At 65.5% G+C, this 22120-nt stretch carries 24 protein-coding genes and 1 pseudogene; 20 read left to right on the top strand and 5 right to left on the bottom strand.

Annotated elements, in window-relative coordinates; translation table 11 throughout:
* The first annotated feature begins 67 nt into the window (after positions 1 to 67).
* The 7 genes from P9220_RS03015 to rfaE2 all read left to right on the top strand — a co-directional run bounded on the left by P9220_RS03015 (position 68) and on the right by rfaE2 (position 7125).
* The gene (locus P9220_RS03015) at positions 68 to 1054 is read left to right on the top strand and encodes a fumarylacetoacetate hydrolase family protein (protein WP_309763518.1); all 987 of its coding nucleotides are present in this window, start codon (positions 68 to 70) and stop codon (positions 1052 to 1054) included.
* Between the two features lie 139 nt (positions 1055 to 1193).
* A complete protein-coding gene (locus tag P9220_RS03010; RefSeq protein ID WP_309765363.1) occupies positions 1194 to 2333 on the top strand; it encodes an ABC transporter substrate-binding protein in 1140 nt (379 codons plus the stop codon).
* A 16-nt stretch (positions 2334 to 2349) separates the two neighbouring features.
* Positions 2350 to 3177, top strand: a complete 828-nt coding sequence (locus tag P9220_RS03005; RefSeq protein WP_309763517.1) for an enoyl-CoA hydratase/isomerase family protein — start codon at positions 2350 to 2352, stop codon at positions 3175 to 3177.
* Positions 3178 to 3227: 50 nt separating this feature from the next.
* Positions 3228 to 3968, top strand: a complete 741-nt coding sequence (locus P9220_RS03000; RefSeq protein ID WP_309763516.1) for a PhaM family polyhydroxyalkanoate granule multifunctional regulatory protein — start codon at positions 3228 to 3230, stop codon at positions 3966 to 3968.
* A 206-nt stretch (positions 3969 to 4174) separates the two neighbouring features.
* Positions 4175 to 5227, top strand: coding sequence for a MerR family transcriptional regulator (locus tag P9220_RS02995; protein WP_309763515.1), 1053 nt, complete (start codon positions 4175 to 4177; stop codon positions 5225 to 5227).
* A gap of 392 nt (positions 5228 to 5619) precedes the next feature.
* The gene (locus P9220_RS02990; RefSeq protein ID WP_309763513.1) at positions 5620 to 6495 is read left to right on the top strand and encodes a ferritin-like domain-containing protein; all 876 of its coding nucleotides are present in this window, start codon (positions 5620 to 5622) and stop codon (positions 6493 to 6495) included.
* Between the two features lie 147 nt (positions 6496 to 6642).
* On the top strand, positions 6643 to 7125 hold the full coding sequence (rfaE2, locus tag P9220_RS02985) for a D-glycero-beta-D-manno-heptose 1-phosphate adenylyltransferase (protein WP_309763512.1): 483 nt from the start codon (positions 6643 to 6645) through the stop codon (positions 7123 to 7125).
* A gap of 7 nt (positions 7126 to 7132) precedes the next feature.
* Here the strand turns inward: rfaE2 and P9220_RS02980 are convergent, their stop codons facing one another.
* The 4 genes and pseudogenes from P9220_RS02980 to P9220_RS02965 form a co-directional block, all read right to left on the bottom strand.
* Positions 7133 to 7372 (bottom strand): hypothetical protein, encoded by a 240-nt coding sequence (locus P9220_RS02980; protein ID WP_309763511.1) that lies wholly within the window; start codon positions 7370 to 7372, stop codon positions 7133 to 7135.
* Positions 7373 to 7398: 26 nt separating this feature from the next.
* Positions 7399 to 8220, bottom strand: a complete 822-nt coding sequence (locus P9220_RS02975) for a type III pantothenate kinase (protein ID WP_309763510.1) — start codon at positions 8218 to 8220, stop codon at positions 7399 to 7401.
* Complete coding sequence (locus P9220_RS02970) at positions 8217 to 9119, bottom strand: biotin--[acetyl-CoA-carboxylase] ligase (protein WP_309763509.1); 903 nt, start codon at positions 9117 to 9119, stop codon at positions 8217 to 8219. The genes P9220_RS02975 and P9220_RS02970 overlap by 4 nt, the downstream gene beginning before the upstream one ends.
* A gap of 48 nt (positions 9120 to 9167) precedes the next feature.
* Positions 9168 to 9421, bottom strand: a pseudogene (locus tag P9220_RS02965) (helix-turn-helix domain-containing protein).
* 184 nt (positions 9422 to 9605) lie between these two features.
* On the opposite strand from P9220_RS02965, the gene P9220_RS02960 reads away from it, so the two are divergent.
* The 10 genes from P9220_RS02960 (at position 9606) to P9220_RS02915 (ending at position 18424) form a co-directional block, all read left to right on the top strand.
* A complete protein-coding gene (locus P9220_RS02960; protein WP_309763508.1) occupies positions 9606 to 10733 on the top strand; it encodes an ABC transporter permease in 1128 nt (375 codons plus the stop codon).
* A 5-nt stretch (positions 10734 to 10738) separates the two neighbouring features.
* Positions 10739 to 11614, top strand: a complete 876-nt coding sequence (locus P9220_RS02955; RefSeq protein ID WP_309763507.1) for an ATP-binding cassette domain-containing protein — start codon at positions 10739 to 10741, stop codon at positions 11612 to 11614.
* Positions 11615 to 11650: 36 nt separating this feature from the next.
* Positions 11651 to 12610, top strand: a complete 960-nt coding sequence (locus P9220_RS02950) for an MlaD family protein (protein WP_309763506.1) — start codon at positions 11651 to 11653, stop codon at positions 12608 to 12610.
* Positions 12611 to 12621: 11 nt separating this feature from the next.
* Positions 12622 to 13236 carry an ABC-type transport auxiliary lipoprotein family protein gene (locus P9220_RS02945; RefSeq protein ID WP_404980377.1) on the top strand — a complete coding sequence of 205 codons (615 nt, stop codon included), beginning with the start codon at positions 12622 to 12624 and terminating at the stop codon, positions 13234 to 13236.
* Positions 13237 to 13285: 49 nt separating this feature from the next.
* Positions 13286 to 14467, top strand: a complete 1182-nt coding sequence (locus P9220_RS02940) for a VanZ family protein (RefSeq protein WP_309763505.1) — start codon at positions 13286 to 13288, stop codon at positions 14465 to 14467.
* Between the two features lie 65 nt (positions 14468 to 14532).
* Entirely contained in the window at positions 14533 to 14862 is a 330-nt protein-coding gene (locus P9220_RS02935) for a (2Fe-2S) ferredoxin domain-containing protein (RefSeq protein ID WP_309763504.1), read from the top strand.
* Between the two features lie 15 nt (positions 14863 to 14877).
* Positions 14878 to 15504, top strand: coding sequence for an alpha/beta hydrolase (locus P9220_RS02930; protein WP_309763503.1), 627 nt, complete (start codon positions 14878 to 14880; stop codon positions 15502 to 15504).
* Between the two features lie 441 nt (positions 15505 to 15945).
* Complete coding sequence (locus P9220_RS02925; protein WP_309763502.1) at positions 15946 to 17178, top strand: D-alanyl-D-alanine carboxypeptidase family protein; 1233 nt, start codon at positions 15946 to 15948, stop codon at positions 17176 to 17178.
* Positions 17179 to 17208: 30 nt separating this feature from the next.
* Positions 17209 to 18126: a D-amino acid aminotransferase gene (locus P9220_RS02920; RefSeq protein ID WP_309763501.1), complete on the top strand. Its 918-nt coding sequence runs from the start codon at positions 17209 to 17211 to the stop codon at positions 18124 to 18126.
* Positions 18127 to 18136: 10 nt separating this feature from the next.
* On the top strand, positions 18137 to 18424 hold the full coding sequence (locus P9220_RS02915) for a DUF493 family protein (RefSeq protein WP_309763500.1): 288 nt from the start codon (positions 18137 to 18139) through the stop codon (positions 18422 to 18424).
* Here the strand turns inward: P9220_RS02915 and P9220_RS02910 are convergent.
* Positions 18408 to 19361, bottom strand: a complete 954-nt coding sequence (locus P9220_RS02910) for a transcriptional regulator GcvA (protein WP_309763499.1) — start codon at positions 19359 to 19361, stop codon at positions 18408 to 18410. The genes P9220_RS02915 and P9220_RS02910 overlap by 17 nt on opposite strands.
* A 122-nt stretch (positions 19362 to 19483) precedes the next feature.
* Here P9220_RS02910 and P9220_RS02905 point away from each other — a divergent pair, with 122 nt between their 5' ends.
* From P9220_RS02905 to lipA, 3 genes are read left to right on the top strand one after another with little or no spacing between them, the layout of a single operon-like run.
* Entirely contained in the window at positions 19484 to 19810 is a 327-nt protein-coding gene (locus P9220_RS02905) for a DUF2917 domain-containing protein (RefSeq protein ID WP_309763498.1), read from the top strand.
* Positions 19811 to 19870: 60 nt separating this feature from the next.
* Positions 19871 to 20677 (top strand): lipoyl(octanoyl) transferase LipB, encoded by an 807-nt coding sequence (lipB, locus tag P9220_RS02900; protein WP_309763497.1) that lies wholly within the window; start codon positions 19871 to 19873, stop codon positions 20675 to 20677.
* Complete coding sequence (lipA, locus tag P9220_RS02895; RefSeq protein ID WP_309763496.1) at positions 20670 to 21677, top strand: lipoyl synthase; 1008 nt, start codon at positions 20670 to 20672, stop codon at positions 21675 to 21677. Before lipB ends, lipA begins: the two co-directional genes overlap by 8 nt.
* Positions 21678 to 22120 lie beyond the last annotated feature (443 nt).

The raw sequence follows: 22120 nt of genomic DNA, 5'->3' as shown, positions 1-22120 counted from the left end.
GATGGCAGGCGATTCACCATCGTAAAATAGATTTCCTTTAACGTCATCTCAGCACCGCCTCCGCCTTATGAAACTCGCCACGCTGAAGGACGGCACGCGCGACGGCCAGCTCGTCGTCGTTTCGCGCGATTTGCGCACGGCAGTCATCCCCGACGGGATCGTCACGACGCTGCAACGCGCCCTCGACGACTGGACCTTCTATGCGCCGCAGCTGATCGAGCTGTACGACGCGCTGAATCAGGGCCGCGCCCGCCATTCGTTTTCGTTCGATCCGAAAGCGTGCATGGCGCCGCTGCCGCGCGCCTTCCAGTGGGCCGATGGCTCGTCGTACGTGAATCACGTCGAGCTCGTGCGGCGCGCGCGCGGCGTGGAAATGCCGCCCGAATTCTGGACCGATCCGCTGATGTATCAGGGCGGCAGCGACGACTTTCTCGGACCGGCCGACGATATCGTGTGCGCGTCGGAATCGTATGGAATCGACTTCGAGGCGGAAGTGGCCGTCATCACGTCGGATGTGGAGATGGCCCCCACGCCGGACGAAGCGTTGAAAAGCGTGCGCCTGCTGATGCTGGTCAACGATGTATCGCTGCGCAACCTGATTCCCGCGGAACTCGCGAAGGGCTTCGGTTTCTTTCAGAGCAAGCCCGCGACCGCGTTCTCGCCGGTGGCCGTGACTCCCGACGAGCTCGGCGACGCATGGCGCGAAGGCCGCGTGCATCGCCCGATGATCGTGCACTGGAACGGCAAGAAGGTCGGTCAGCCGCAGTGCGGCGTCGACATGGTCTTCCACTTCGGCCAGTTGATCGCGCACGCGGCGAAGACGCGCAATCTGCGCGCGGGGTCGATCGTTGGCTCGGGCACCATCTCGAACAAGGACGCGACGCGCGGCTACTGCTGCATCGCCGAGAAGCGGTGCCTCGAAACCATCGAACATGGCGCGGCGCAAACCGGCTTCATGCAGTTCGGCGACAGCGTGCGCATCGAAATCTTCGACGAAGCCGGCAAGTCGATTTTCGGCGCGATCGATCAGGCCGTCGTGCAACTGGAGCATTGAAGACGCACCGAAGACGCAACGGGTTTCGCCCGATGCGTCGAGGGCGCATGCCACCGTACACTTGCCGGGCGTTGCGGCGCCCACGCCGCACGACGACAACAACACGTACAAGGAGATGTCGATGCGCGGCGGAAAGTGGATGGCGGCGGCAGTATCGTTGATGCTGGCGACAGCATCGTTCGCAGAGACGCCGCATGTGAAGATCGGCCTCGTGCTGTCGCTGACAGGGCCCGCCGCATCGCTCGGCATTCCCGCGCGCGATACCGTCGCGCTGCTGCCGAAGGAAATGGGCGGCCGGCCGGTCGATTACATCGTGCTCGACGACGCCTCCGACACCACGCAAGCCGTCCAGACCACGAAGAAGCTCATCACCGAAGATCAGGTCGATGCGATCATCGGTTCGTCCATCACGCCTAACTCGCTCGCGATGATCGATGTCGTCGCGCAAGGACAGACGCCGATGATCTCGCTCGCGTCATCGTCGAAGATCATCGAACCGGTGGACGACAAGCGCCGCTGGGTGTTCAAGACGCCGCAAACCGACGCGATGATGGCCTCCGCCATCGCCGAGCACGCGAGCAATCACGGCGTGAAGACGCTCGCGTACATCGGCCAGGCCGATGCCCTCGGCGAGACCTTTTACGCGGAAGTCGCGAAGTTCGCACAGCTTCACAAGATCAACGTGGTGGCGAACGAGCGCTTCAACCGCACGGACCCGAGCGTGACCGGGCAGATCCTCAAGATTCTCGCCGCGAAGCCGGATGCGGTCGTAGTAGGCGCGGCCGGCACGCCCGCTGCGCTGCCGCCGAAAACGCTCGCGCAGCGCGGCTACAAGGGCCTCGTCTATCACAACCACGGCGTGGGCAACCGCGACTTCCTGCGCGTGTGCGGCGCGGATTGCAACGGCACGTTTCTGCCGACGAGCCCGGTGCTGGTCGCCGCGCAATTGCCCGACGATCATCCGGCGAAACGGCTCGCGCTCAACTACATCAAACTGTACGAAGCGAAGCAGGGCACGGGGACGGTGTCGGCGTTCGGCTCGTACACATGGGATGCGGGGATGCTGCTGGAACGCGCCGCGCCCATCGCGCTGAAGGCCGCCGCGCCCGGCACGCCGGCGTTCCGCAACGCATTGCGCGATGCGCTCGAAGGCACGAAGAACTTCGCGGATACGAATGGCGTCGTCAACATGACGGCGAACGATCACATCGGCCTCGATCAGCGCGCCCGCGTGATGGTCGAGATACGCGACGGCAAGTGGGTGTATCAGCCGCGCTAAATCACACGCGATCGACATGAGCGACCTTTCTCTTTATTCCGGCTACACGTCGCTGCAACTGCGCCGTCACGCGCACGGCGTGCTCGAAGTGGTGATGCCCGGCGCGGGCGCGAACAAGAGCGGCCTCTCCACCGCCGACGCCAACATGCACCGCGAACTGGCGGATATCTGGCGCGACATCGATCGCGATCCCGAGACGCGCGTCGCGCTGATTCGCGGCGAGGGCAAGGGCTTCTCGGCGGGCGGCGATCTGGCGCTCGTCGAAGAGATGGCGAACGACTTCGATGTGCGCGCGCGCGTGTGGCGCGAGGCGCGCGATCTCGTCTACAACGTCATCAACTGCAGCAAGCCGATCGTCTCCGCGATGCACGGTCCCGCCGTCGGCGCAGGGCTCGTCGCCGGACTGCTCGCGGATATCTCGATCGCATCGAAGACGGCGCGCATCATCGACGGACATACGCGGCTCGGCGTCGCGGCGGGCGATCACGCGGCGATCGTGTGGCCGCTGCTGTGCGGGATGGCGAAGGCCAAGTACTATCTCCTTCTATGCGAGCCGGTGAGCGGGGAGGAGGCGGAGCGCATCGGGCTGGTATCGCTCGCGGTGGAAGAGAGCGAACTGATGCCGCGGGCGATCGAAGTCGCGAACCGGCTCGCGCAGGGATCGCAGACCGCGATTCGCTGGACGAAGTACGCGCTGAACAACTGGCTGCGCATGGCGGGGCCCACGTTCGATACATCGCTCGCGCTCGAATTCATGGGCTTCGCCGGGCCGGACGTGCATGAAGGCATGCGTTCGCTGCGCGAGCGCCGCGCGCCGGATTTCCCGGGCGGCGCGCCGTTCTGAACGACCTCGCGACAAAAACGCGTGGATCAACCAATCATGGAGAGCGTCGAATGACCGATAACACTGGCGGCACCCCGCCGTTTTCGATTCCCGGTTTCCCCGGATTCGGCCAGGCCGACATGATGGGCAAGATGTGGGAAATGATGCGGCTCAACCCCTTCGCCGCTGCGATGCCGGGCGGCGCGCAGGGCGTGGGACCGTCGCTGTCGATGATGTCCGACATGCTCGCGCCGCTCACGAACATCGAGGAACTCGACAAGCGCGTCACCGACATGCGCGCCGTCGAGCAATGGCTCAAGCTGAATCTCAACATGCTGCAATCGGCCATCCAGGCGCTCGAGGTGCAGCGCGCCACGCTCGCGACGTTGCGCTCGTTCGGCGCGTTCGCGCAGACGTCGATGGAAGGCGCGAAGAACGCGGCGGCGGATACGCAAAAGGCGGCCGGCCGCTGGCCGATGGGCGGCGCGGCCACACCTGACGGCCCGAAGCAGGAAACCGGACCGCAACCGTCGGCCACGGACGACGCGGCGCAGTCCGCGAACTTGCCACCGGGCTTCGATCCGAGCGGCTGGTGGAACGTGCTGCAATCGCAGTTCAACCAGCTCGCCCATCTCGCGATGATCCAGCCCGGCATGACCGGCGCGCCCGGGCAGCAGGACGCTTCGGCGGAAACGGCGGCGCAGACACCTGCCCCTGGCGATCCCGCTGGCGGCGCCGAATCCAAGCCCGATGCCGCCGCAGCCCGAAAGGCGGCTGTAAAAAAATCGCCGCCGCGAAAGAAAGGCGAGTGAGCGTCGGTTCGACGCAATCCGCTTTGCGCGACGCCCGCCGGCTGAAAAGCCGCCGGGCGTTTTCCCTGGCTTCTGCGCCAGGCGCAGAGTGCCTCCGGCCTGGTTCTGTCCATCGTTAAGCGCCCGCTTACCCGCGCTTTGTCCACCCGGCTTATCAGGCACGCTCCGTGCACCGTCGATGAGTGTGATTCATTTTCACTCTGTCCATGACAAACTCATCGAACGAAAGCCCGGTCCCGGACGAGGATGCCGGCGACACAGCCCAGGGCGACGCTGCCGCCGAGCCGGCGCGATCGCACGGCTTCGAGAGCGGGCTGACGGGCATCGGTATCGGCGCCATCGCCCAGGAAATCGGGCTGACGAAGGACACGCTGCGCGTATGGGAGCGCCGCTACGGCTTTCCCCAACCGCTGCGCTCGCCCGGCGGCGAACGGCTGTATCCGCAGGAACAGGTGTCGAAGCTGCGGCTCGTCAAGCGCCTGCTCGACGCGGGGCATCGGCCGAGCAAGGTGCTCGCGCAGCCGGTCGAGCAATTGCAGCAACTCGCGCAGTCGTCCGGTATCGGCCAGGACGCGCCGGATGTCGAACTCGACCAGATGGTCGCGTTGCTGCGCAATGGCGCTTACGAAGACTTCCGTTTCGGGCTGCTCAAGCGCGCGACGCGTGAAGGCCTCGAACGCTTCGTTCTCGACGTGGCCGCGCCGCTGTCGGCGCGAGTCGGCAACGCGTGGGCGTCGGGCACGCTGCAGGTCTATCACGAGCATCTCTTCAGCGAGGCGCTGCAGGTCACGCTGCGCAGCCTGATGCGCCCGCTCTCCGATGCGGTGCGCGCACGCGGCGGACGTCCGCGCCTGCTGCTCACGACGCTGTCCGGCGAAGGCCACGGTCTCGGCATCCTGATGGCCGAAGCGATGTTCACGCTATCGGAATGCACGTGCATCCAGCTCGGGCTGCAGACGCCGCTGCACGATATCGCCAGTGCGGTGAGGGCGCACGAAATCGATGTCGTCGCGCTGTCGTTCACGTCGGTGCTGCCGGCGCAAGTCATCGCCAATGTGCTGACGGAGCTGCGCAGCATGCTGCCGGCGCACGTGCGAATGTGGGTCGGAGGCAGTAGTCCCGCGCTGCGCCGGAAAATTCACGAGGGCGTCGATCAGCTGCCCGGCCTGACCGCGATCGAAGAATCCGTCGCGGCCTGGCGTTCGGCCTCCGTGCTATCATCGGCCGGCTTGCCGGAGCAGTCTCAGACGGCGAGCTGAAGCGGGCCCGCGGGCTGAACGGCATTCGCCGCGCTTCGGGCCGCAGCGTGCGCGAACCAGTGCAACATCGCGCTGTCACAAGCGCAGGCCACGCTGTAAGCCGCGCAGCACGCCGCGCGAAAAGCCGGCCCTACCTCAGGCACACGTTTCGCTCCTCACCCACGGTAGACAAGACGCACACTGCGTGCATCCGCACATCGCACGGCTGTCAGGCGCGGCTGAAATGCGTTGCCGCGGCGCTGAATATGGCGCTTTGTTGTCGGTTTTCGTCTGTAACCGCTCGAATCCCGCGTAAAATTGAAAGCTTGGTTGCTCGCGCGCAGCGTTATGCGCACGCTCGGGCCGAGAGTCTTATAGATATAACGTCGCATAAGTGGCATCAGGGGTGGACTATGAACACCATGCTTTATCCGGAACTTTATAAATCGCTGGAATCCGTTCGCTGGGATATGGAGAAGGACATCCCGTGGGACAAGTTCGATGCGTCGCTGCTCTCCGACGAGCAGGCGAAGACCATCAAGATGAACGCGATCACCGAATGGTCCGCTCTTCCCGCAACGGAAATGTTCTTGCGTGACAATCATCACGACAGCGACTTCTCCGCTTTCATGAGCGTGTGGTTTTTCGAGGAGCAGAAGCATTCGCTGGTGTTGATGGAATACCTGCGCCGCTTCAAGCCCGAACTCGTGCCGACGGAAGAAGAGCTGCACGCGGTGCGCTTCGAATTCGATCCGGCGCCGCCGCTCGAAACCCTGATGCTGCATTTCTGCGGCGAAATCCGCTTGAACCACTGGTATCGCCGGGCGGCGGAATGGCATACCGAGCCGGTCATCAAGCACATCTACGAAACCATTTCGCGCGACGAAGCCCGTCATGGCGGCGCGTACCTGCGCTACATGAAGAAGGCGCTCGCGAATGCGGGCGATTCCGCGCGCGCCGCGTTTGCGAAGATCGGCGTGCTGATGGCGTCGGCGCGTCGCACGGAAAAGCCGCTGCATCCCACGAATCTGCACGTGAACCAGGCGCTTTTCCCGCGCGATACCGTGCAGTCCCGTCTGCCCGATCCGGAGTGGCTCGAGCGCTGGCTCGACGACCAGATCCGCTTCGACGACAGCTGGGAGAAGAAGGTCGTCGAACGCATTCTGCATAACCTGTCCATTCTCTTCGAGCGCTCGTTCGTCACCGCGCAGGAGCTCAACCGCTATCGCAAGGAAGTGGTGCAGCGTCTGCAAGCGGCGGGCAGCGCGGCCGGGCAGCAGCCGGCCTGATCGTCGAAAGCCCCTTTTGAAGGAAGCGGCCCGTCAGTGAACTGACGGGCCGTTTTTTTTCGCACCCGGACGTCCAGAGCAGCGCGCGGAAGGCGCGGGTCGCCGTGGCACAATGCGCGCTCCTGGACCACTGCACCGAGCGTCGCCATGCCCGCCATTTTCGAACGCAAGATCACCACGCGCGACGCGCTCGCCGCGCTCCGTCCGACGCTCGCCGGGCCGGTCGTATTCACCAACGGCGTGTTCGATATCCTGCATCGCGGACACGTGACCTATCTCGCCGATGCGAAGGCGCTCGGCGCGACGCTGATTGTCGGCGTCAACAGCGATGCCTCCGTTCGCATGCTCGGCAAGGGCGACGATCGCCCGATCAATCACGAAGACGATCGCATGGCGCTGCTCGCCGCGCTCGAGAGCGTGGACTTCGTCGTGAAGTTCGAGGAGTCGACGCCGCTGCAGTTGATCGACGCCGTGCATCCCGATGTGCTCGTGAAAGGCGGCGATTACGACATGGACAAGCTCGCGGAATCGGCGCTGGTGCGGGGTTGGGGCGGCAAGGCGCTGGCGATCGCCTTCGAACATGACCGCTCAACGACCGCGCTGCTCAGGAAAGTGCGCGCGCAGTCGTGATCCGGCCTTACTGGCCTAGCGGCGACGTCTGAACCTTGGCGGCGGGCGCGGGACCGCCGACCTGCGGCTGATCGGCGGCTTCCTCGGGATGTAGCGGGCGCATGCTCAGCGTTTCGGGCCGCACCTGCTGCATCAGGTGTTGCGGCTCGCGCGCGCCGGCAGCCGGCAGCGGGCCGAACGTGCCGTGCACCAGCGCGAACATCAAAAGGTTGGCCAGGGTCAAAATGGCGATGAGCCAGCGCAGCATTCTTGGGCTCCGTCAGTCGATCAGAATCATAAAGAGTGAAGCGCCGCCGCGTCGCGCGCGATGAGCGCGAGTCCCGACAGCACCAGTGAATCGTGGCGAGTGTAAGGCGCGTCGAGCGCGCCCGCGATTTCATCGGCTGCGCCGCCGCTCAGCACGAGGCGCACATCCGCCTTCCAGTCGTCGCGCAGGTCGCGCCAGGCTCGTTCGATGAGGCTCGCTTGCGCAAGCAGGCAACCGGACGATAATGCGGCGGCGGTATCGATCGCGAAGACGCCGTGCGGCTTTTCGGCGGCGGCATTGAGCGCGCGTTTGGCGGCGGTGGCGTCGAGCGTCGGCAGTTGCGCGGTGCGGCTGCCGAGCGATTGCATCATCAGCGACCAGCCCGGCGCGATCAGGCCGCCCGTGAAGACGCCGTTCGCGCGCAAGGCTTCGAGCGTCGTTGCGGTGCCGAAAGTGGCGATCAGCACGTTCTCGCCCGGATACGCGGCGCGCGCGGCGATCAGGCCGGCCCAGCGATCGCTGCCGAGCTGCCCGGGTTCCGAGTAGCCGTTGATCACGCCGCATTGACGCGGCTTCGCCCGCACGACGGTGCGGGGCAACGCAGGCCAGTGCGCGTCGATCAGACGCTCGATCCGCTCCTGTACCGATGCGCCCGCCACGTTCGACATCCACGCGTCGGCAGGATGCGGCAGCGATGACCATGCGCCGAGCGCCGGGTCGTCGTGTTGCGATGTCTCGCGCTCGTGCTCTAACGCGCCGCTCGCGATAGCCGCGCCGGTTTCATCGACGAGCGACCACTTGATGCGGCTGTTGCCCGCATCGATCAGCAGGTTCGGCGTGTGCCTCACGGACGTTCCTTCGCGAGGCGCAAGCTCGGCTCGCCGGTGGCGACGGTGCGCGGTCCTTCGGGCGCGTCGATCATCAGCTGGCCGCTATCGTCGACGCCGGAAGCGACGCCTCGCGTGATTTCCTGTCCCTGATCGATCAGCACGACTTCGCGGCCGGCGTAGGCGTGGGCGTCCGTCCAGCGCTGGCGGAACGGCTTGAAGCCTTCGGTCTCGAAGCGCGGGAGGGCGGCGTCGAGGGCGTTGAGGAGCGCGGCGAGCGTGTCGGTGAGGTTCGCGTCGGGCCATGCGCGGGCGAGCGTGGCGGGCGTCGCGCCGGGAACGGCGGACGCGGCCTGGCGATTGGCGTCATCGACCTGAGCGGACAGTTGTTCCGCGCCGTGCAGATTGATGCCGATGCCGATCACCACGGCTGTCGCACCGGGCGCGCTCCATGCGGTTTCGATGAGGATGCCGGCGAGCTTGCCGTCGTCGAGCAGGACGTCGTTCGGCCATTTGAGTGCGGGGCGCGCGGAGGGCGAGAGCGGCAGGCGCGCGAGTGCGTCGAGCACGGCGACGCCGGTGGCGAGGCTCAATCCCGACAGCGCTTCGATAGGACGCCGCAGCACATAGCCGACCGACATCAGCAGCGCGTTGCCCGGCTCCCCGAGCCATGCGCGGCCACGCCGGCCGCGGCCCGCCGTCTGCGAGTACGCGACCCGGACGATGGGCGCGGGCGGATCGCCCGGCGTGTTGTCGCGCGGGAGGGCGCGCAGCCGCTCGATGAGATCGGCGTTGGTGGAGCCCGTTTCATCGACGATTTCGATGTCCCAGTCATGCGCGGGACGCGCGGCGAGCGTCGCGAGCCGATTGCGATCGATGCGCCACGGGGCGTCGGGGGCGAAGGAGGCGGAGGGGTTCATGCGGGATATTGTAGCGGGGCGGTATCGGCGTGCTTGTCTCCGCTGCGGTCATATGAAGGCGATGTGAAGCGTCTTGCCGCAGGCCGCCGCGTATTTGCGCAGGGTGGCGATGGAGGGCGGGGGCTTTCGCTGATCAGCGATGCTTCGAGGCGTGCGACGGCGGATGCAGTGGCGCCCATGCGGGCGGCAATCTGAGCTTAAGTAAGATCGGCTTGCTTGCGCGCCAGCAAGAGGGCTTCCACGGCGGCGTACCGGGGTTCCAGCGCGTCGTAAGCGGCCTTCACTTCCGGGTTCGAAAGCAGGCGGGCGGTGTCACCGTTCGTATAGCGGCTCGCGTTGACCTGCGACGAGTGTTGTGTCGCGTTGCCTCCGGGAATTCGTCCGCTCGCGATAGCGGGATGACATTGCCCCGAACCTCACGGACTCAAGCCCCCCGCACAACCTTCGCTACAATGTCCTCTCCCTCCCACCCCCGCCCCAACACCCTTGAACTTCGACACGCCGCCCCGCCTGCGAGTGGAAGCCGGTCAGCAAGGCAAGGTGGTCCGGCTTTCGGGCCAATGGACCGCGCTCGCGCTCGCGCGTGATCGCGCCAAAAGCGGCGTCACGCGGCGGCTGCGCGCCATCGGGCGCGAAGCCATCAGCCAGTGGGACCTGCTCTCCGTCGAGCGGCTCGATCACGTCGGCGGACAGGCGCTCTGGCGCATCTGGGGCCGCAAGATGCCCGCGACCATCGCGCTATCGGACACGCAGCGCGAAATCTTCGAGCGCGTCGCGCTGCTCGACGCCGAGCGCGAAGAACCCGAACCCGTCGATCGCACCGATCCCGTCACACGGCTCGGACAACTGATCTTCGCGTTCCTCGATCATCTGCACGGCGGCCTCTCGATGTTCGGCGGCTTTCTCATGGATCTCGCTTCGATCGTGCGGCGTCCGAATCGCACGCCGTGGACCGAAATCTCCGCGAACATCTACAGCGCCGGCGCGCAGGCGCTCGCCATTACCGCGCTCGTCGCGTTCCTGATCGGCATCGTGCTCAGCTATCTGTCCGCGCAGCAGTTGCGCATGTTCGGCGCGAACCAGTACATCGTGAACATTCTCGGGCTGTCCGTCATACGCGAGCTCGGGCCCGTGCTGTCCGCCATTCTCGTCGCCGGGCGCTCCGGCTCCGCGATCACCGCGCAGATCGGGGTGATGCGCGTCACCGAAGAACTCGACGCGATGCAGGTCATGGGCATCCCGCACGGTCTGCGGCTCGTCCTGCCGCGCGTGATCGCGCTCGGCATCGCCATGCCGCTGCTCGTCATGTGGACGAACATCATCGCGCTCGTGGGCGGCGCGCTCGCGGCGAAGCTCGTGCTGTCCATCGACATTTCGTTTTTCATCCGCTCCCTGCCATCCGTCGTGCCGATCGCCAATCTGTGGATCGGGCTCGGCAAGGGCGTCGTGTTCGGCATGCTGATCGCGCTCGCCGCCTGTCACTTCGGCTTTCGCATCAAGGCAAATTCGCAAAGTCTCGGCGAAGGCACGACGACTTCCGTCGTCACGTCGATCACCATCGTCATCCTCGCCGACGCCGTCTTCGCGATCCTCTTCCAGAACGTGGGCCTATAACGCACATGTCGACGACGCTCGCCACCGCCGTACGCCATCAGCCGCCGCCCGTCATCGCGGAGCCGGTCATCGAAGTGCGCGACGTCACCAAGCGCTACGGCAGAACGGTGATCCACGAGCACCTGAACCTCGACGTGCGGCGCGGCGAAATCGTCGCGCTGCTCGGCGGCTCGGGCTCGGGCAAGACCACGCTCGTTCGGCAGATTCTGGGACTCGAATCGCCGACATCCGGCACGATCCGCGTGCTCGGCGAAGAATGGGCGCGCATGGACGACGAAACCGCCAAGATGCTGCGCACGCGCTCCGGCATGATGTTTCAGCAAGGCGCGCTGTTCTCGTCGCTGACGGTGTATGACAACATCGCACAGCCGTTTCGAGAACTCGGAAAGATTCCCGAGGATCTGATCCGCGAGTTCGTGATGCTCAAGCTCGAAATGGTCGGGCTGTCGTGCAAGCACGCGAGCAAGATGCCGTCGGCACTGTCGGGCGGCATGGTGAAGCGCGTCGGCATCGCGCGGGCGATCGCGCTCGAACCCGAACTGCTGTTCCTGGACGAGCCGACCGCCGGTCTCGATCCGAAGGCATCGGACGAATTCGTCGATCTGATCGCAACGCTGCATCGCGCGCTCGGCCTGACGGTCGTGATGGTCACGCACGATCTCGATACGATGGTCGCGCTGTCCACGCGCGTCGCCGTGCTCGCGGACCGGCGCGTGCTGGTTGCCGCGCCCGTGGAAGAGGCGGTGGCGGTGGATCATCCGTTCATCCGCGAGTATTTTCTGGGGCGGCGCGGACGGCGTGCGCTCGCCGCGCTGCCGCCCGAGCGACGCGCGAAGCTGCCCGCCGTCGCGCTCGACGACGCCTCGTCCACCATCAGATAGCCGACGCCACGCCCAAGAGAGAGAAGGAACCCGCCGATGGAAAACAAATCACACGCGTTCTGGACCGGGCTGTTCACCATCGTGCTCGTGCTGGCGATCGCGTTCGCGGCGTTCTTCTTCAACGTCGATCGCACGGTGCGCGTGCCCTACGACCTGATCGCGCGCACCAACGTGACCGGCCTGTTCACCGATGCCGCCGTGCGTTACCGCGGTCTCGGCGTCGGCAAGGTCGAGTCGATCCGCTTCGACAAGTCGCATCCGGGGCAGATTCGCATCCGCATCCTCGTCGACAAGAACGCGCCGATGACGCGCTCCACGTTCGCGACGCTCGGCTTTCAGGGCGTGACGGGCATCGCGTTCGTGCAGCTCGACGACACCGGCAAGGACACGGCCGCGCTCGCTTCGTCGCCGCAACACGTCGCCGAAGTGCCGATGCGTCCGGGCCTCTTCGAGCAGTTGCAGGAGCGCGGCGAAGTGATCCTGCGCCGGTTCGAGCGGCTATCCGACGATGCGGATAAATTCCTCTCCGACGACGTGCGCAATCAGCTCATGCACACCGCAAAGAGCCTGCAGGGCGCGGCCGACGGCATCGCATCGCTGGCCAGTCAGGCAGGGCCCGCGACGTCGCGCCTGCCGCAGACGCTGCAGCAGCTCGACCGCACGCTGGCATCGACGAATGCGTTCATCCAGAATCTGAACCGCGAGAACGGGCCGCTCCTCACGAACCTGAACAAGGCGGGCAACGCGGCGGAACAGGCGGCCACGTCGCTCGCGGACATGAACGAATCGCTGCGCGAGATGACGGCGCGCGTCGGCTTCGAGGCGTTGCCGCGTCTCTACTCGTTCACCGACGATCTGGCCGGCGCCGCGCGTTCCGTCGACCGCGCCGCCGATACGTTCAGCGCGAGCCCGCGCAGCGTCTTGTTCGGTGCGCCGTCGATGCCGCCGGGGCCGGGCGAGCCGGGTTTCGTCTGGCCGGCGAATCCCGCGCGTTGAAAAGGAATCTCATGGCATACACAGAGTTGAACCGCACGGCGCTCGCGCTCGTATTCATCGGGATGACGATGCTCGGCGGCTGCGCATCGAACGGCAGCGTCGCGCCCGACGCGCGCTATGACCTCGGCGCGCCGCCTGCATCGGGCGAAACCAAAGCGATGCCGCCCGTGAAGGTGTTGGCCGTCGGCGCGCCGCGCAGCCTGGAAACCGACGCGTTCGTCTACCGGATGAGCTACACCGACGCGCAGCGCACCGGCGCCTACGCGAACAGCCACTGGACGATGCCGCCCGCGCAACTGCTGACCCAGCGCCTGCGCGCGGCGCTGTCGGCGCGCGGCCCGGTGCTGACGGGCGCCGATCCGGTACGCGCGCCGCTGCTCGAACTCGAACTGACCGGCTTCGAGCAGGTCTTCGATGCGCCCGAGCGGAGCCACGGCTCCGTGTCGGTGCGCGCGACGCTGACGCAGCAAGGCCGCGTCGTCGCACAGCGCGTGTTCGCCGCCAGCGCCCCCGCGCCGAGCGCCGATGCAGCCGGCGGCGCGCGCGCGCTCGCGGCAGCATCCGACGATCTGATCGCACAACTGAGCGCGTGGCTCGACGCGCAGCCGCTCGCCGCGTCACGATGACATCGACACTTCGACCACCCTCGCTCGAACGGAGGCGCTCGGGCGGCTCATGACGATCAAGCAATGGCAGCGCCGCCCGTCGGCGTTTTCGCGGCAGGCGCTCATCGCGTATGCGGCGCTCGTCGTGTACGGCTCGCTGTATCCGTTTTCCGGCTGGCGATCGCTCGGCATCGGGCCTTTCGCGTTTCTCACCGATCCGCTTCCGCAATATCTGACGGCATTCGACGTCGTCACGAACGTGCTCGGCTATATGCCGCTCGGCGCGCTGATCGTGCTCGCGCTGTATCCGCGCTGGCGGGGATCGGCGGCGGTGTGCGCCGCATTCGTCGGCGGGGGGCTGTTGTCGGGCGTGATGGAGTCCATCCAGACCTATCTGCCGACGCGCGTGTCGTCGAACCTCGATCTCGGCGCGAATGCGCTCGGTGCGCTCGTCGGCGGCGTGCTGATCGCGCCCGCGACCAGCGCGCTGCTCGATCGCGGCCTTTTGAGGCGCATCCGCTTCACGTGGTTCGAGCGGCACGGCGCGTATGTCATCGGGCTATCGGCGTTGTGGCCGTTCGCGGCGATGTTCCCCGCACCGTATCTCTTCGGCGGCGGCGACCTTCCGCGCGTGCTCTGGGACAGCCTCGATCCGGCGATGCAGGACGCGATCCTCGTCTGGACGCCCGCCGCGTGGGACATCGAAAGCTGGCCGGACCGGCTCGGCGCGCTATTGCCCGACGATTCATGGGAAGCGCTCATCACGTCGTCGAATCTCTTTGCGGCGCTCGTGCTCGTGACGTTGCTGACGCGCGAACGCGCGCCGCGCATCCGCCTGATGATCGGCCTCATCGTCGCGACGCTGTTTGCAAAAGCGGGCGCGTCGTTCCTGCAATCGCGCGCGGGCCTGACGTTCGACTGGGCCACCGATGGCGCGCTCGAAGGCATCGGCATCGGCGCGGTGGCGGGCGTGCTGTCGGTCGCGCTGCCGCGTGCGCTGCGGGCGGCGCTGGCGGGCGGGGCGCTCGTCGCCGGGCTCGCGCTCGTCAATCTGCTGCCGGTGAATCCGTACTTCGACATCGTGCTCGCCGACTGGCGGCAAGGCCGCTACCTGCACTTCAACGGGCTGCTGCACTGGCTCGCGTGGGTGTGGCCGTATGCGGCGCTGGGCTGGCTCGCGTCGGCGGCGGAACGCGCATGGGTCATGCGGCGGCGCGTGGGGAATTCGGGCGGCGCGGGCGATGAGCGCTGACGGCAGCGCGGGACATCGCTCGCTATAATCGACCGACACTCATTCGCCCGGCGCACCCGATACTCATGGATTCTTTCTACAAGTACCACGTGTTCTTCTGCCTCAATCAGCGCGACGCCGACGCAACGCGGCCGAGCTGCGCGAACTGCAATGCGCAGGCGATGCAGGAGCACGCGAAAAAGCGCGTGAAGAAGCTGGGCCTCGCGGGCGAAGGCAAGGTGCGGATCAACAAGGCGGGCTGCCTCGACCGCTGCGAGCTGGGGCCGGTCGTGGTCGTGTACCCGGAAGGCACGTGGTACACGTATGTCGATGAAACGGACATCGACGAAATCGTCGATTCGCATCTCGCCAACGGGAAGATCGTCGAGCGTCTTCTCATCGATCAACCGGTTTAAACAACGCCTCGCCGCATGAACGCGCAAACAGAAAAATTCCTGATCGACGGGCCGGCCGGCAAGATCGAAGTCGCGCTCGACCGGACCGACGCCGCGCCGCGCGGCATCGCGCTCGTCGCGCATCCGCATCCGCTTTTCGGCGGCACCATGGACAACAAGGTTGCGCAGACGCTCGCGCGGACCTTCGTTCAGCTCGGCTATACGACGTATCGCTCCAATTTCCGTGGCGTCGGGCAGACGGAAGGCGAGCACGACAACGGCATTGGCGAGCGCGAGGACCTGCTGGCCGTCATCGCTCACATGCGCGCGCAGCCGGGGCAGGGCGATGTGCCCATCGTGCTCGCGGGCTTTTCGTTCGGCACCTTCGTGCTGTCGCACGTGGCGAAGCGCCTGACGGACGAAGGGCAGGCGATCGAACGGCTGGTGTTCGTCGGCACGGCGGCGAGCCGCTGGGACGTGGCCCCGGTGCCCGAGAACACGCTGGTGATTCACGGCGAAGTGGACGACACGGTGCCGATCGCATCCGTGTACGACTGGGCGCGTCCGCAGGAATTGCCGGTCGTGGTGATTCCGGGCGGCGAACACTTCTTTCACCGCAAGCTGCATATCCTGAAGCGCGTGATCGTCGACGCCTGGCGGTAGCGCGGGCGCGTGAGCCGAACCCGGAAACGTGCCTAGGCATCGCCTTAAAAAGCGCGGCTTCGGGCCAAAGACGGGCAGATTGACAGCAAAGGCGCTGTGAGCCGCGCGTATAATGGCGCAGAATTTTTTCGCCCGGCCATTCGCATTCTTGTCGCCGCAACGCGAGAGCGAATCGGTTCCGGCGAAAAGCCCGACGCCTGAACGCCGGCTCTCATGCCGGCCAACGCGACGTTTCGAAAACAAACGTTTGAGAACCGATGGCGCGGCCGTCTGTCGAATGAGCGCTCTTCGCCGCGCCACCGCGAGTGCCGGCTTTCCGGCCTCCCGGAGAATCAGGCGAAGCGCCGACCGGCATCGACGGTCTGCCTGTTCAACCCGCGCTTCGCCGCCTTTCGGATCATTCCGGGCGTTGCGCCGACGCACTTTCTGCCGACCGATCCTATGCGCTTTTTCCCTTCCGGCTTTTCTGTCCCGTCCGTTTCTGTTTCCGCTCCTGCTTCTTCCGTAAGGCTTCGCGCGCTGAAGGCCGCTATCGTGCTGCCGGCCGTCTTCGCCGCTGCGAGCGCACTGGCGCAAGTGCCGCCGCCCGCGGTCACGGCCCGTTCGTGGGTGCTCGTCGACGCGACCAGCAACCAGGTGCTCGCATCGGGCAATCCTGACGAGCGCGTGGAACCGGCGTCGCTGACCAAGCTGATGACCGCTTATCTCGTCTTCGACGCGCTCAAAGCGAAGAAGATCAACATGGATCAGACCGTGATGCCGAGCGAGGCCGTGCGCCGCGTGCGGACCGACGAGTCGCGCATGTTCATCGAGGCGAACAAGCCGGTCACGGTGCATGACCTCGTGTACGGCATGATCATCCAGTCGGGCAACGACGCGGCTATCGCGCTGGCCGAACTGGTCGGCGGCAGCGAGGCCAACTTCGTCAATCTGATGAACGGCGCGGCGCAGCGCATCGGCATGAAGCACACGCACTATGCCGACGTGAACGGCATGCCCGATCCGCAGCACTACACGACCGCCGGCGATCTCGCGGTGCTGTCCACGCGTCTGATCCGCGACTTCCCCGAGTACTACAGCATCTTCTCGGAAAAGGAGTTCACGTATAACAAGATCAAGCAGCCGAACCGTAACCGCCTGCTGTGGCTCGACTCCTCCGTCGATGGCCTCAAGACCGGCCACACGAAGGCCGCCGGCTACTGCCTGGTCGCGACGGCCAAGCGTCCGCTCGTCGGCACGCCGGACGCGAGCCGCCGCCTCGTCGCGGTGATGATGGGCGAGCCGAAGGAGTCGGCGCGCGTGCAGGACAGCCTCAAGATGCTGAGCTACGGCTACACGGCCTATGACGCGCTGCGTCTCTACAAGGCGAATCAGGTGGTCGAATCGCCGCGCGTGTACAAGGGCGCGGCGGACAACGTGCAGGCGGGCGTATCGACGGATCAGTACATCACCGTGCCGAAGGGTCTCGGCGACAAGGTCAAGCCGACGATCACGCGCAACGATCTGATCATCGCGCCGGTGAAGAAGGGCCAGCAAGTCGGCACCGTCCGGATGATGGCCGATGGCAAGGAAGTCGCGCAGTTCCCGCTCGTCGCGCTGCAGGAAGTGCCGGAAGCGGGCCTGTTCGGCCGCTTGTGGGATTCCGCGCTGCTGATGTGGCAGAAGCGGAAGTAAAACGCGTTTGTTCCGAACGGAGCGGCACCGATGAACTCGACCCACGCCGATGTATTCGACCCGACGGTCTATCTGAACGGCGAATGGGGGCCGCTCTCCGAAGCGCGCATTCCCGTGCTGGATCGCGGGTTCATCTTCGGTGACGGCGTCTATGAAGTCGTGCCGCTTTACGCGCAGTCCGGCGGCGCGCGTCTGCCGTTCCGCCTCGCGCAGCATCTCGCGCGTCTGAACCGCAGTCTCGGCAAGATTCGCATCGGCAATCCCTTTGACGATGCCGGCTGGCGCGCCCTGATTCATCGCGCGATCGATTCGAACGCCGGCCCCGGCGATGCGCTCGTCTACATTCAGGTTACGCGCGGCGTCGCGGCGAAGCGCGGGCACGCGTTTCCAACGGGCATCGCGCCGACGGTGTTCGTGATGCTGAGTCCGATCGCGTATCCGAGCGACGCGAGCCGCGCGCAAGGCGCGGTAGCCGTGACCGCCGAGGACAAACGCTGGCTGCATTGCGACATCAAATCGATATCGCTGCTCGGCAACGTGCTGATGGCGCAGCACGCAGCGGAAAACGACGCGCTCGAAACCATCCAGTTGCGCGACGGCTTGCTTACCGAAGGTTCGTCCTCAAATGTGTGGATTGTTGCAGGCGGCACGCTGCTGGGCGCGCCGCGCGGACCGCGCATCCTCGAAGGCATCCGCTACGGGCTGATCGAAGAACTGGCGGCCGAGGCGGGCATTCCGTTTCAGGAACGCGACATCACCGAGGCCGAATTGCGCGCCGCCGATGAAATCATGATCAGTTCGGCGACGAAGGAAGTGATGCCGATCACGACGCTGGATGGCGCGAGCGTCGGCGGCGGCCGCCCCGGCCCGGTCTATGCTGCGCTATACGATGCCTACCAGCGGGCGAAAGCGCGGGAGTTCGCGAATCAGGCGAGCCGCGCAGGTTAAGGAGAAAGCCATGTCCGATTCCACCAAACAACCGACCACCACCGACGACCTCTTCGATTTCCCCTGCGATTTCCCGATCAAGGTGATGGGCAAGTCGCACCCCGAGTTTCAGGACACCATCGTCACGGTGATCCGCGAGTTCGACGGCGAGTTCGACGTCACGCGCATCGAAACGCGGCCGTCGTCGGGGGGCAACTACACCGGGCTCACGTGCACCGTGCGCGCGCAGAATCGCGCGCATCTGGACGACATTTATCGTGCGCTCACCGGTCATCCGATGGTCAAGGTAGTGCTCTGAGATCGCCTGCGGGCGCATCGCACACTGCGGGCGTGCGCTCGTAGAGCAGGCGGAACTGTTCCGCTTCCGCGAAAATCCATTCACGAAACGCCTGAACGCGAGCCGTTCCAAGCAATTCAGGCGGACATACGAAGAAATAGGTCCACGGGCTCGGACCATCCACGTTGAAAAGCCGCACCAGCCTTCCCGCGATCACTTCCTGCATCGCGAGCGAGCGCCGCACGAGCGCGATCCCCTGGCCGTCGATGGCCGCCTGCAGCAGATTCGACGAATCCTCATATAAGACGCCGCGCTTCGGCTCGGGCACGTCGGGGAGACCGGCTGCGTCGAACCACGGCCGCCAGAGTTCGTCGCTCGAACGAAGGAGTTGCAAATTCGGCAGGTCGGCGGGCGTGCGCGGCAGCGCGCCGCCGTTGAAGCGCGGCGAGCAGGCCGGGAAGAACACTTCGTCGAGCAGAGGTTCGGCGTGTACGCCGGCATATTTGCCATAGCCGAAGCGGATGGCGAGGTCGACGTCGTCGCGGCTGAAGTCCGTGAGCGAACTGGTGGACAGCAATTCGAGATCGAATTCGGGATGCTTTTCGATGAACCCGCCCACGCGCGAGGTCAGCCATCGCGCGGAGAAGGAGGGAATCGTCGATACCACCAGCCGGCGGTCGCGGTCGCCTGCGCGGATGCGCCGCGTCGATTCGGCGAGCGCAACGAGCGCCGCGCGCACGTCGGCGGCGTACTGACGGCCACGGTCGGTGAGCCGCACGCGCTTGCCGTCGCGGGCGAAGAGCGTGACGGCAAGCTCGGCTTCAAGCGCGCGAATCTGGTGGCTGACCGCGCCGTGTGTGACGAACAGTTCATCGGCGGCGCGAGAAAAGCTCTCGTGACGCGCGGCGGCTTCGAACGCGCGCAGTGCATTCAGTGCGGGGAGCTGGCGCAGGTCCATGTGGATCGATGTCGATGCGTTTGTCAATTCGGCTCACATAGCAGTGAAAATTGATCGTTTTGCCGGATGCCTTGCCACGCCTAGGATTGTAGTCATCGAAACGTTCCTTGGCGGAGTGGATCATGCGAGAAATATCGACAAGCGTCACCTTCGAAATCAAGCCGGGCGAAACCGTGCCAATGCGCATCGCGCGCAGCACGCGGCTCACCGTGCATGGCGGCCCGGTCTGGGCGACGCGCAGCGACGACATCGAAGACTACTGGCTCGCGCCCGGCGATCGCCTGAAGCTGCGCAGCCGCGAACGCCTGTGGCTATCGGCGGAAGGCGACAAGCCGGCCTGCGTCGTCTTCACGATGCTCCCGCGCCGCGACGAACGCGCGATGCGCTGGCTATCGACAGGCATCGAACGGCTCGCGCAGCGCCTGCGCGCCGGCTGGCGCACGGTCTGAGGGCTTGCGCGCTTTCTACTCCCGGCGGGCATGGTGCGATTTCGGTAAACTACCGGAACCATGTCCGCCACGCCGCTTGACTTCCTTCCCGAGACTTCCTTCGACGCCGCCGTCGGCGTGCTGCACGGCGTCCATTTACGCTGGCGCGGCGTCGAGCCGTACAGCGAAAGTTTCGATGCGATGCGCGCGTTCACCGACACCCGCACGCCCGATACGCCCGACGAAATCTGGCTCGTCGAACATCCGCAGGTTTTCACGCTCGGCCTCGCGGGCGATCCCGCGCACCTGTTGCTCGCCGACAGCGGCATTCCGCTCGTCAAGGTGGATCGCGGCGGGCAGATCACGTATCACGGCCCGGGGCAGATCGTCGCGTACCTGCTGCTCGACTTGCGCCGCCGCAAGCTGATGGTGCGCGAACTCGTGCGGCGCATCGAAGAGGCCGTCATCGAAACGCTCGCGACGTATAATCTCGCGACCGACCGCAAGGCTGGCGCGCCCGGCATTTACGTCGCGCGGCCGTCGGCGGAACAGGCGCAGCAAGGCGCGAACGTTCGTCTGCATGAGGCGCATCTGGGCGCGAAGATCGCCGCGCTCGGGCTCAAAATCCGCAACGGGTGCAGCTATCACGGCGTCAGCCTGAACGTGGAGATGGATCTGCGGCCGTTCCTCGCGATCAACCCGTGCGGCTACGCGGGACTCGAAACCGTCGACATGGCGACGCTCGGCGTCACCGCCGGCTGGCGCGACGTAGCACTCACGCTCGCCGAAAGGCTGGCGCTCCAGATAGACGGCTCGCAGGGCGCCGCCGCTCAACCGCAAGACGGCGCGAGCCGTTTCGCTGCATCTACCGGACAACCGAATGACTGACGCAACCGCAAACCTGGCCGGCGACGCCGCCTCATCGGCGCCTGTTCCCACTCCCGCTGCCTACGACGCTACCGCGAAGCAAAAAGCGCAGGCGAAGACATCGCGTATTCCGATCAAGGTCGTGCCGATCGAGAAGCTCAAGAAGCCGGACTGGATTCGCGTGCGCACGGCGACGGGCAATTCGCGGTTCTACGAAATCAAGCAGATTCTGCGCGAGCACAACCTGCATACGGTGTGTGAAGAAGCGAGCTGCCCGAATATCGGCGAGTGCTTCGGCAAAGGCACGGCAACGTTCATGATCATGGGCGACAAGTGCACGCGCCGCTGCCCGTTTTGCGATGTCGGCCACGGCCGCCCCGATCCGCTCGATCCCGAAGAGCCGATCAACCTCGCGCGGACCATCGGCGCGCTCAAGTTGAAGTACGTGGTCATCACGAGCGTCGATCGCGACGACCTGCGCGACGGCGGCGCGGCGCATTTCGTCGAATGCATCCGGCAGGTACGGGAGCATTCGCCAGAGACGCGCATCGAGATTCTGACGCCGGACTTCCGGGGGCGCCTGGATCGCGCGATCAATATCCTGACGGCCGCGCCACCCGACGTGATGAATCACAACCTCGAAACGGTGCCGCGTCTTTACAAGGAAGCGCGTCCGGGTTCGGACTATCACCATTCGCTGAAGCTGCTGAAGGACTTCAAGGCGCTGCATCCGGAAGTCGCGACGAAATCGGGCCTGATGGTCGGTCTCGGCGAAACGGAAGAAGAGATTCTTCAGGTGATGCGCGATCTGCGCGCTCACGATGTCGACATGCTGACGATCGGCCAGTATTTGCAGCCGTCCGAGCATCATTTGCCGGTGCGTGCTTACGTGCATCCGGACACGTTCAAGATGTACGAGGAAGAAGCCTACAAGATGGGCTTCACGCACGCGGCGGTCGGCGCGATGGTGCGCTCGAGCTATCACGCAGACGTGCAGGCGCACGGCGCTGGCGTCGTTTGAGGCACGTGCACTTCGGGCAGGAACGGAAACCCACGGTAACGTGGGTTTTTTTTCGGCTTTCGAGTCGTCGACGATAAACGACTATCAAAGAAGGTTGGCAGTTCAGGCCGTCCAGAGCATCGGACAACCGCATTCCCGATTTCCGGAAACCCGGACGTCACGCGCATCCGCACTTCGAAAAATCCCAGCCGCGACAAGCGTTTAGCCGAAAACGAACACTGGCATCGCCCTTGCAATAGAGACGGTACGGCCCGCGAAGCCGCCCATAAAAGTCAAGGAGACACGCCGATGACCCCTTTCGCATCCAGCCGTCCCTGAATCCGTCGACGTAGCGGCTCTCGCTTACGCGACGCGATCCGACGTGCGCGGCTCCCCGCGCAACGACGCTTTGCCCGCTCTTCGCGGCTCGCCGCTGGCGCTCTTTTGCCAACTGCCTGATCTTG

The sequence above is a fragment of the Caballeronia sp. LZ016 genome, assembly GCF_031450805.1.
In the GTDB taxonomy this organism is placed as follows: Bacteria; Pseudomonadota; Gammaproteobacteria; order Burkholderiales; family Burkholderiaceae; genus Caballeronia.
This window is presented reverse-complemented; position numbering and strand designations above follow the sequence as displayed.

Excerpts from the sequence above, each read along its gene's own strand:
- P9220_RS02955 (WP_309763507.1), top strand. The coding sequence starts at position 10,739 with ATGTCGACGACGCTCGCCACCGCCGTACGCCATCAGCCGCCGCCCGTC.
- P9220_RS02990 (WP_309763513.1), top strand. The coding sequence starts at position 5,620 with ATGAACACCATGCTTTATCCGGAACTTTATAAATCGCTGGAATCCGTT.
- P9220_RS02980 (WP_309763511.1), bottom strand. The coding sequence starts at position 7,372 with ATGCTGCGCTGGCTCATCGCCATTTTGACCCTGGCCAACCTTTTGATG.
- P9220_RS03010 (WP_309765363.1), top strand. The coding sequence starts at position 1,194 with ATGGCGGCGGCAGTATCGTTGATGCTGGCGACAGCATCGTTCGCAGAG.
- P9220_RS02950 (WP_309763506.1), top strand. The coding sequence starts at position 11,651 with ATGGAAAACAAATCACACGCGTTCTGGACCGGGCTGTTCACCATCGTG.
- P9220_RS03015 (WP_309763518.1), top strand. The coding sequence starts at position 68 with ATGAAACTCGCCACGCTGAAGGACGGCACGCGCGACGGCCAGCTCGTC.
- rfaE2 (WP_309763512.1), top strand. The coding sequence starts at position 6,643 with ATGCCCGCCATTTTCGAACGCAAGATCACCACGCGCGACGCGCTCGCC.
- P9220_RS02930 (WP_309763503.1), top strand. The coding sequence starts at position 14,878 with ATGAACGCGCAAACAGAAAAATTCCTGATCGACGGGCCGGCCGGCAAG.
- P9220_RS02940 (WP_309763505.1), top strand. The coding sequence starts at position 13,286 with ATGACGATCAAGCAATGGCAGCGCCGCCCGTCGGCGTTTTCGCGGCAG.
- P9220_RS02920 (WP_309763501.1), top strand. The coding sequence starts at position 17,209 with ATGAACTCGACCCACGCCGATGTATTCGACCCGACGGTCTATCTGAAC.
- P9220_RS02935 (WP_309763504.1), top strand. The coding sequence starts at position 14,533 with ATGGATTCTTTCTACAAGTACCACGTGTTCTTCTGCCTCAATCAGCGC.
- lipA (WP_309763496.1), top strand. The coding sequence starts at position 20,670 with ATGACTGACGCAACCGCAAACCTGGCCGGCGACGCCGCCTCATCGGCG.
- P9220_RS02925 (WP_309763502.1), top strand. The coding sequence starts at position 15,946 with ATGCGCTTTTTCCCTTCCGGCTTTTCTGTCCCGTCCGTTTCTGTTTCC.
- P9220_RS03005 (WP_309763517.1), top strand. The coding sequence starts at position 2,350 with ATGAGCGACCTTTCTCTTTATTCCGGCTACACGTCGCTGCAACTGCGC.
- P9220_RS02910 (WP_309763499.1), bottom strand. The coding sequence starts at position 19,361 with ATGGACCTGCGCCAGCTCCCCGCACTGAATGCACTGCGCGCGTTCGAA.
- P9220_RS02945 (WP_404980377.1), top strand. The coding sequence starts at position 12,622 with ATGGCATACACAGAGTTGAACCGCACGGCGCTCGCGCTCGTATTCATC.
- P9220_RS03000 (WP_309763516.1), top strand. The coding sequence starts at position 3,228 with ATGACCGATAACACTGGCGGCACCCCGCCGTTTTCGATTCCCGGTTTC.
- P9220_RS02905 (WP_309763498.1), top strand. The coding sequence starts at position 19,484 with ATGCGAGAAATATCGACAAGCGTCACCTTCGAAATCAAGCCGGGCGAA.
- P9220_RS02915 (WP_309763500.1), top strand. The coding sequence starts at position 18,137 with ATGTCCGATTCCACCAAACAACCGACCACCACCGACGACCTCTTCGAT.
- lipB (WP_309763497.1), top strand. The coding sequence starts at position 19,871 with ATGTCCGCCACGCCGCTTGACTTCCTTCCCGAGACTTCCTTCGACGCC.
- P9220_RS02970 (WP_309763509.1), bottom strand. The coding sequence starts at position 9,119 with ATGAACCCCTCCGCCTCCTTCGCCCCCGACGCCCCGTGGCGCATCGAT.
- P9220_RS02995 (WP_309763515.1), top strand. The coding sequence starts at position 4,175 with ATGACAAACTCATCGAACGAAAGCCCGGTCCCGGACGAGGATGCCGGC.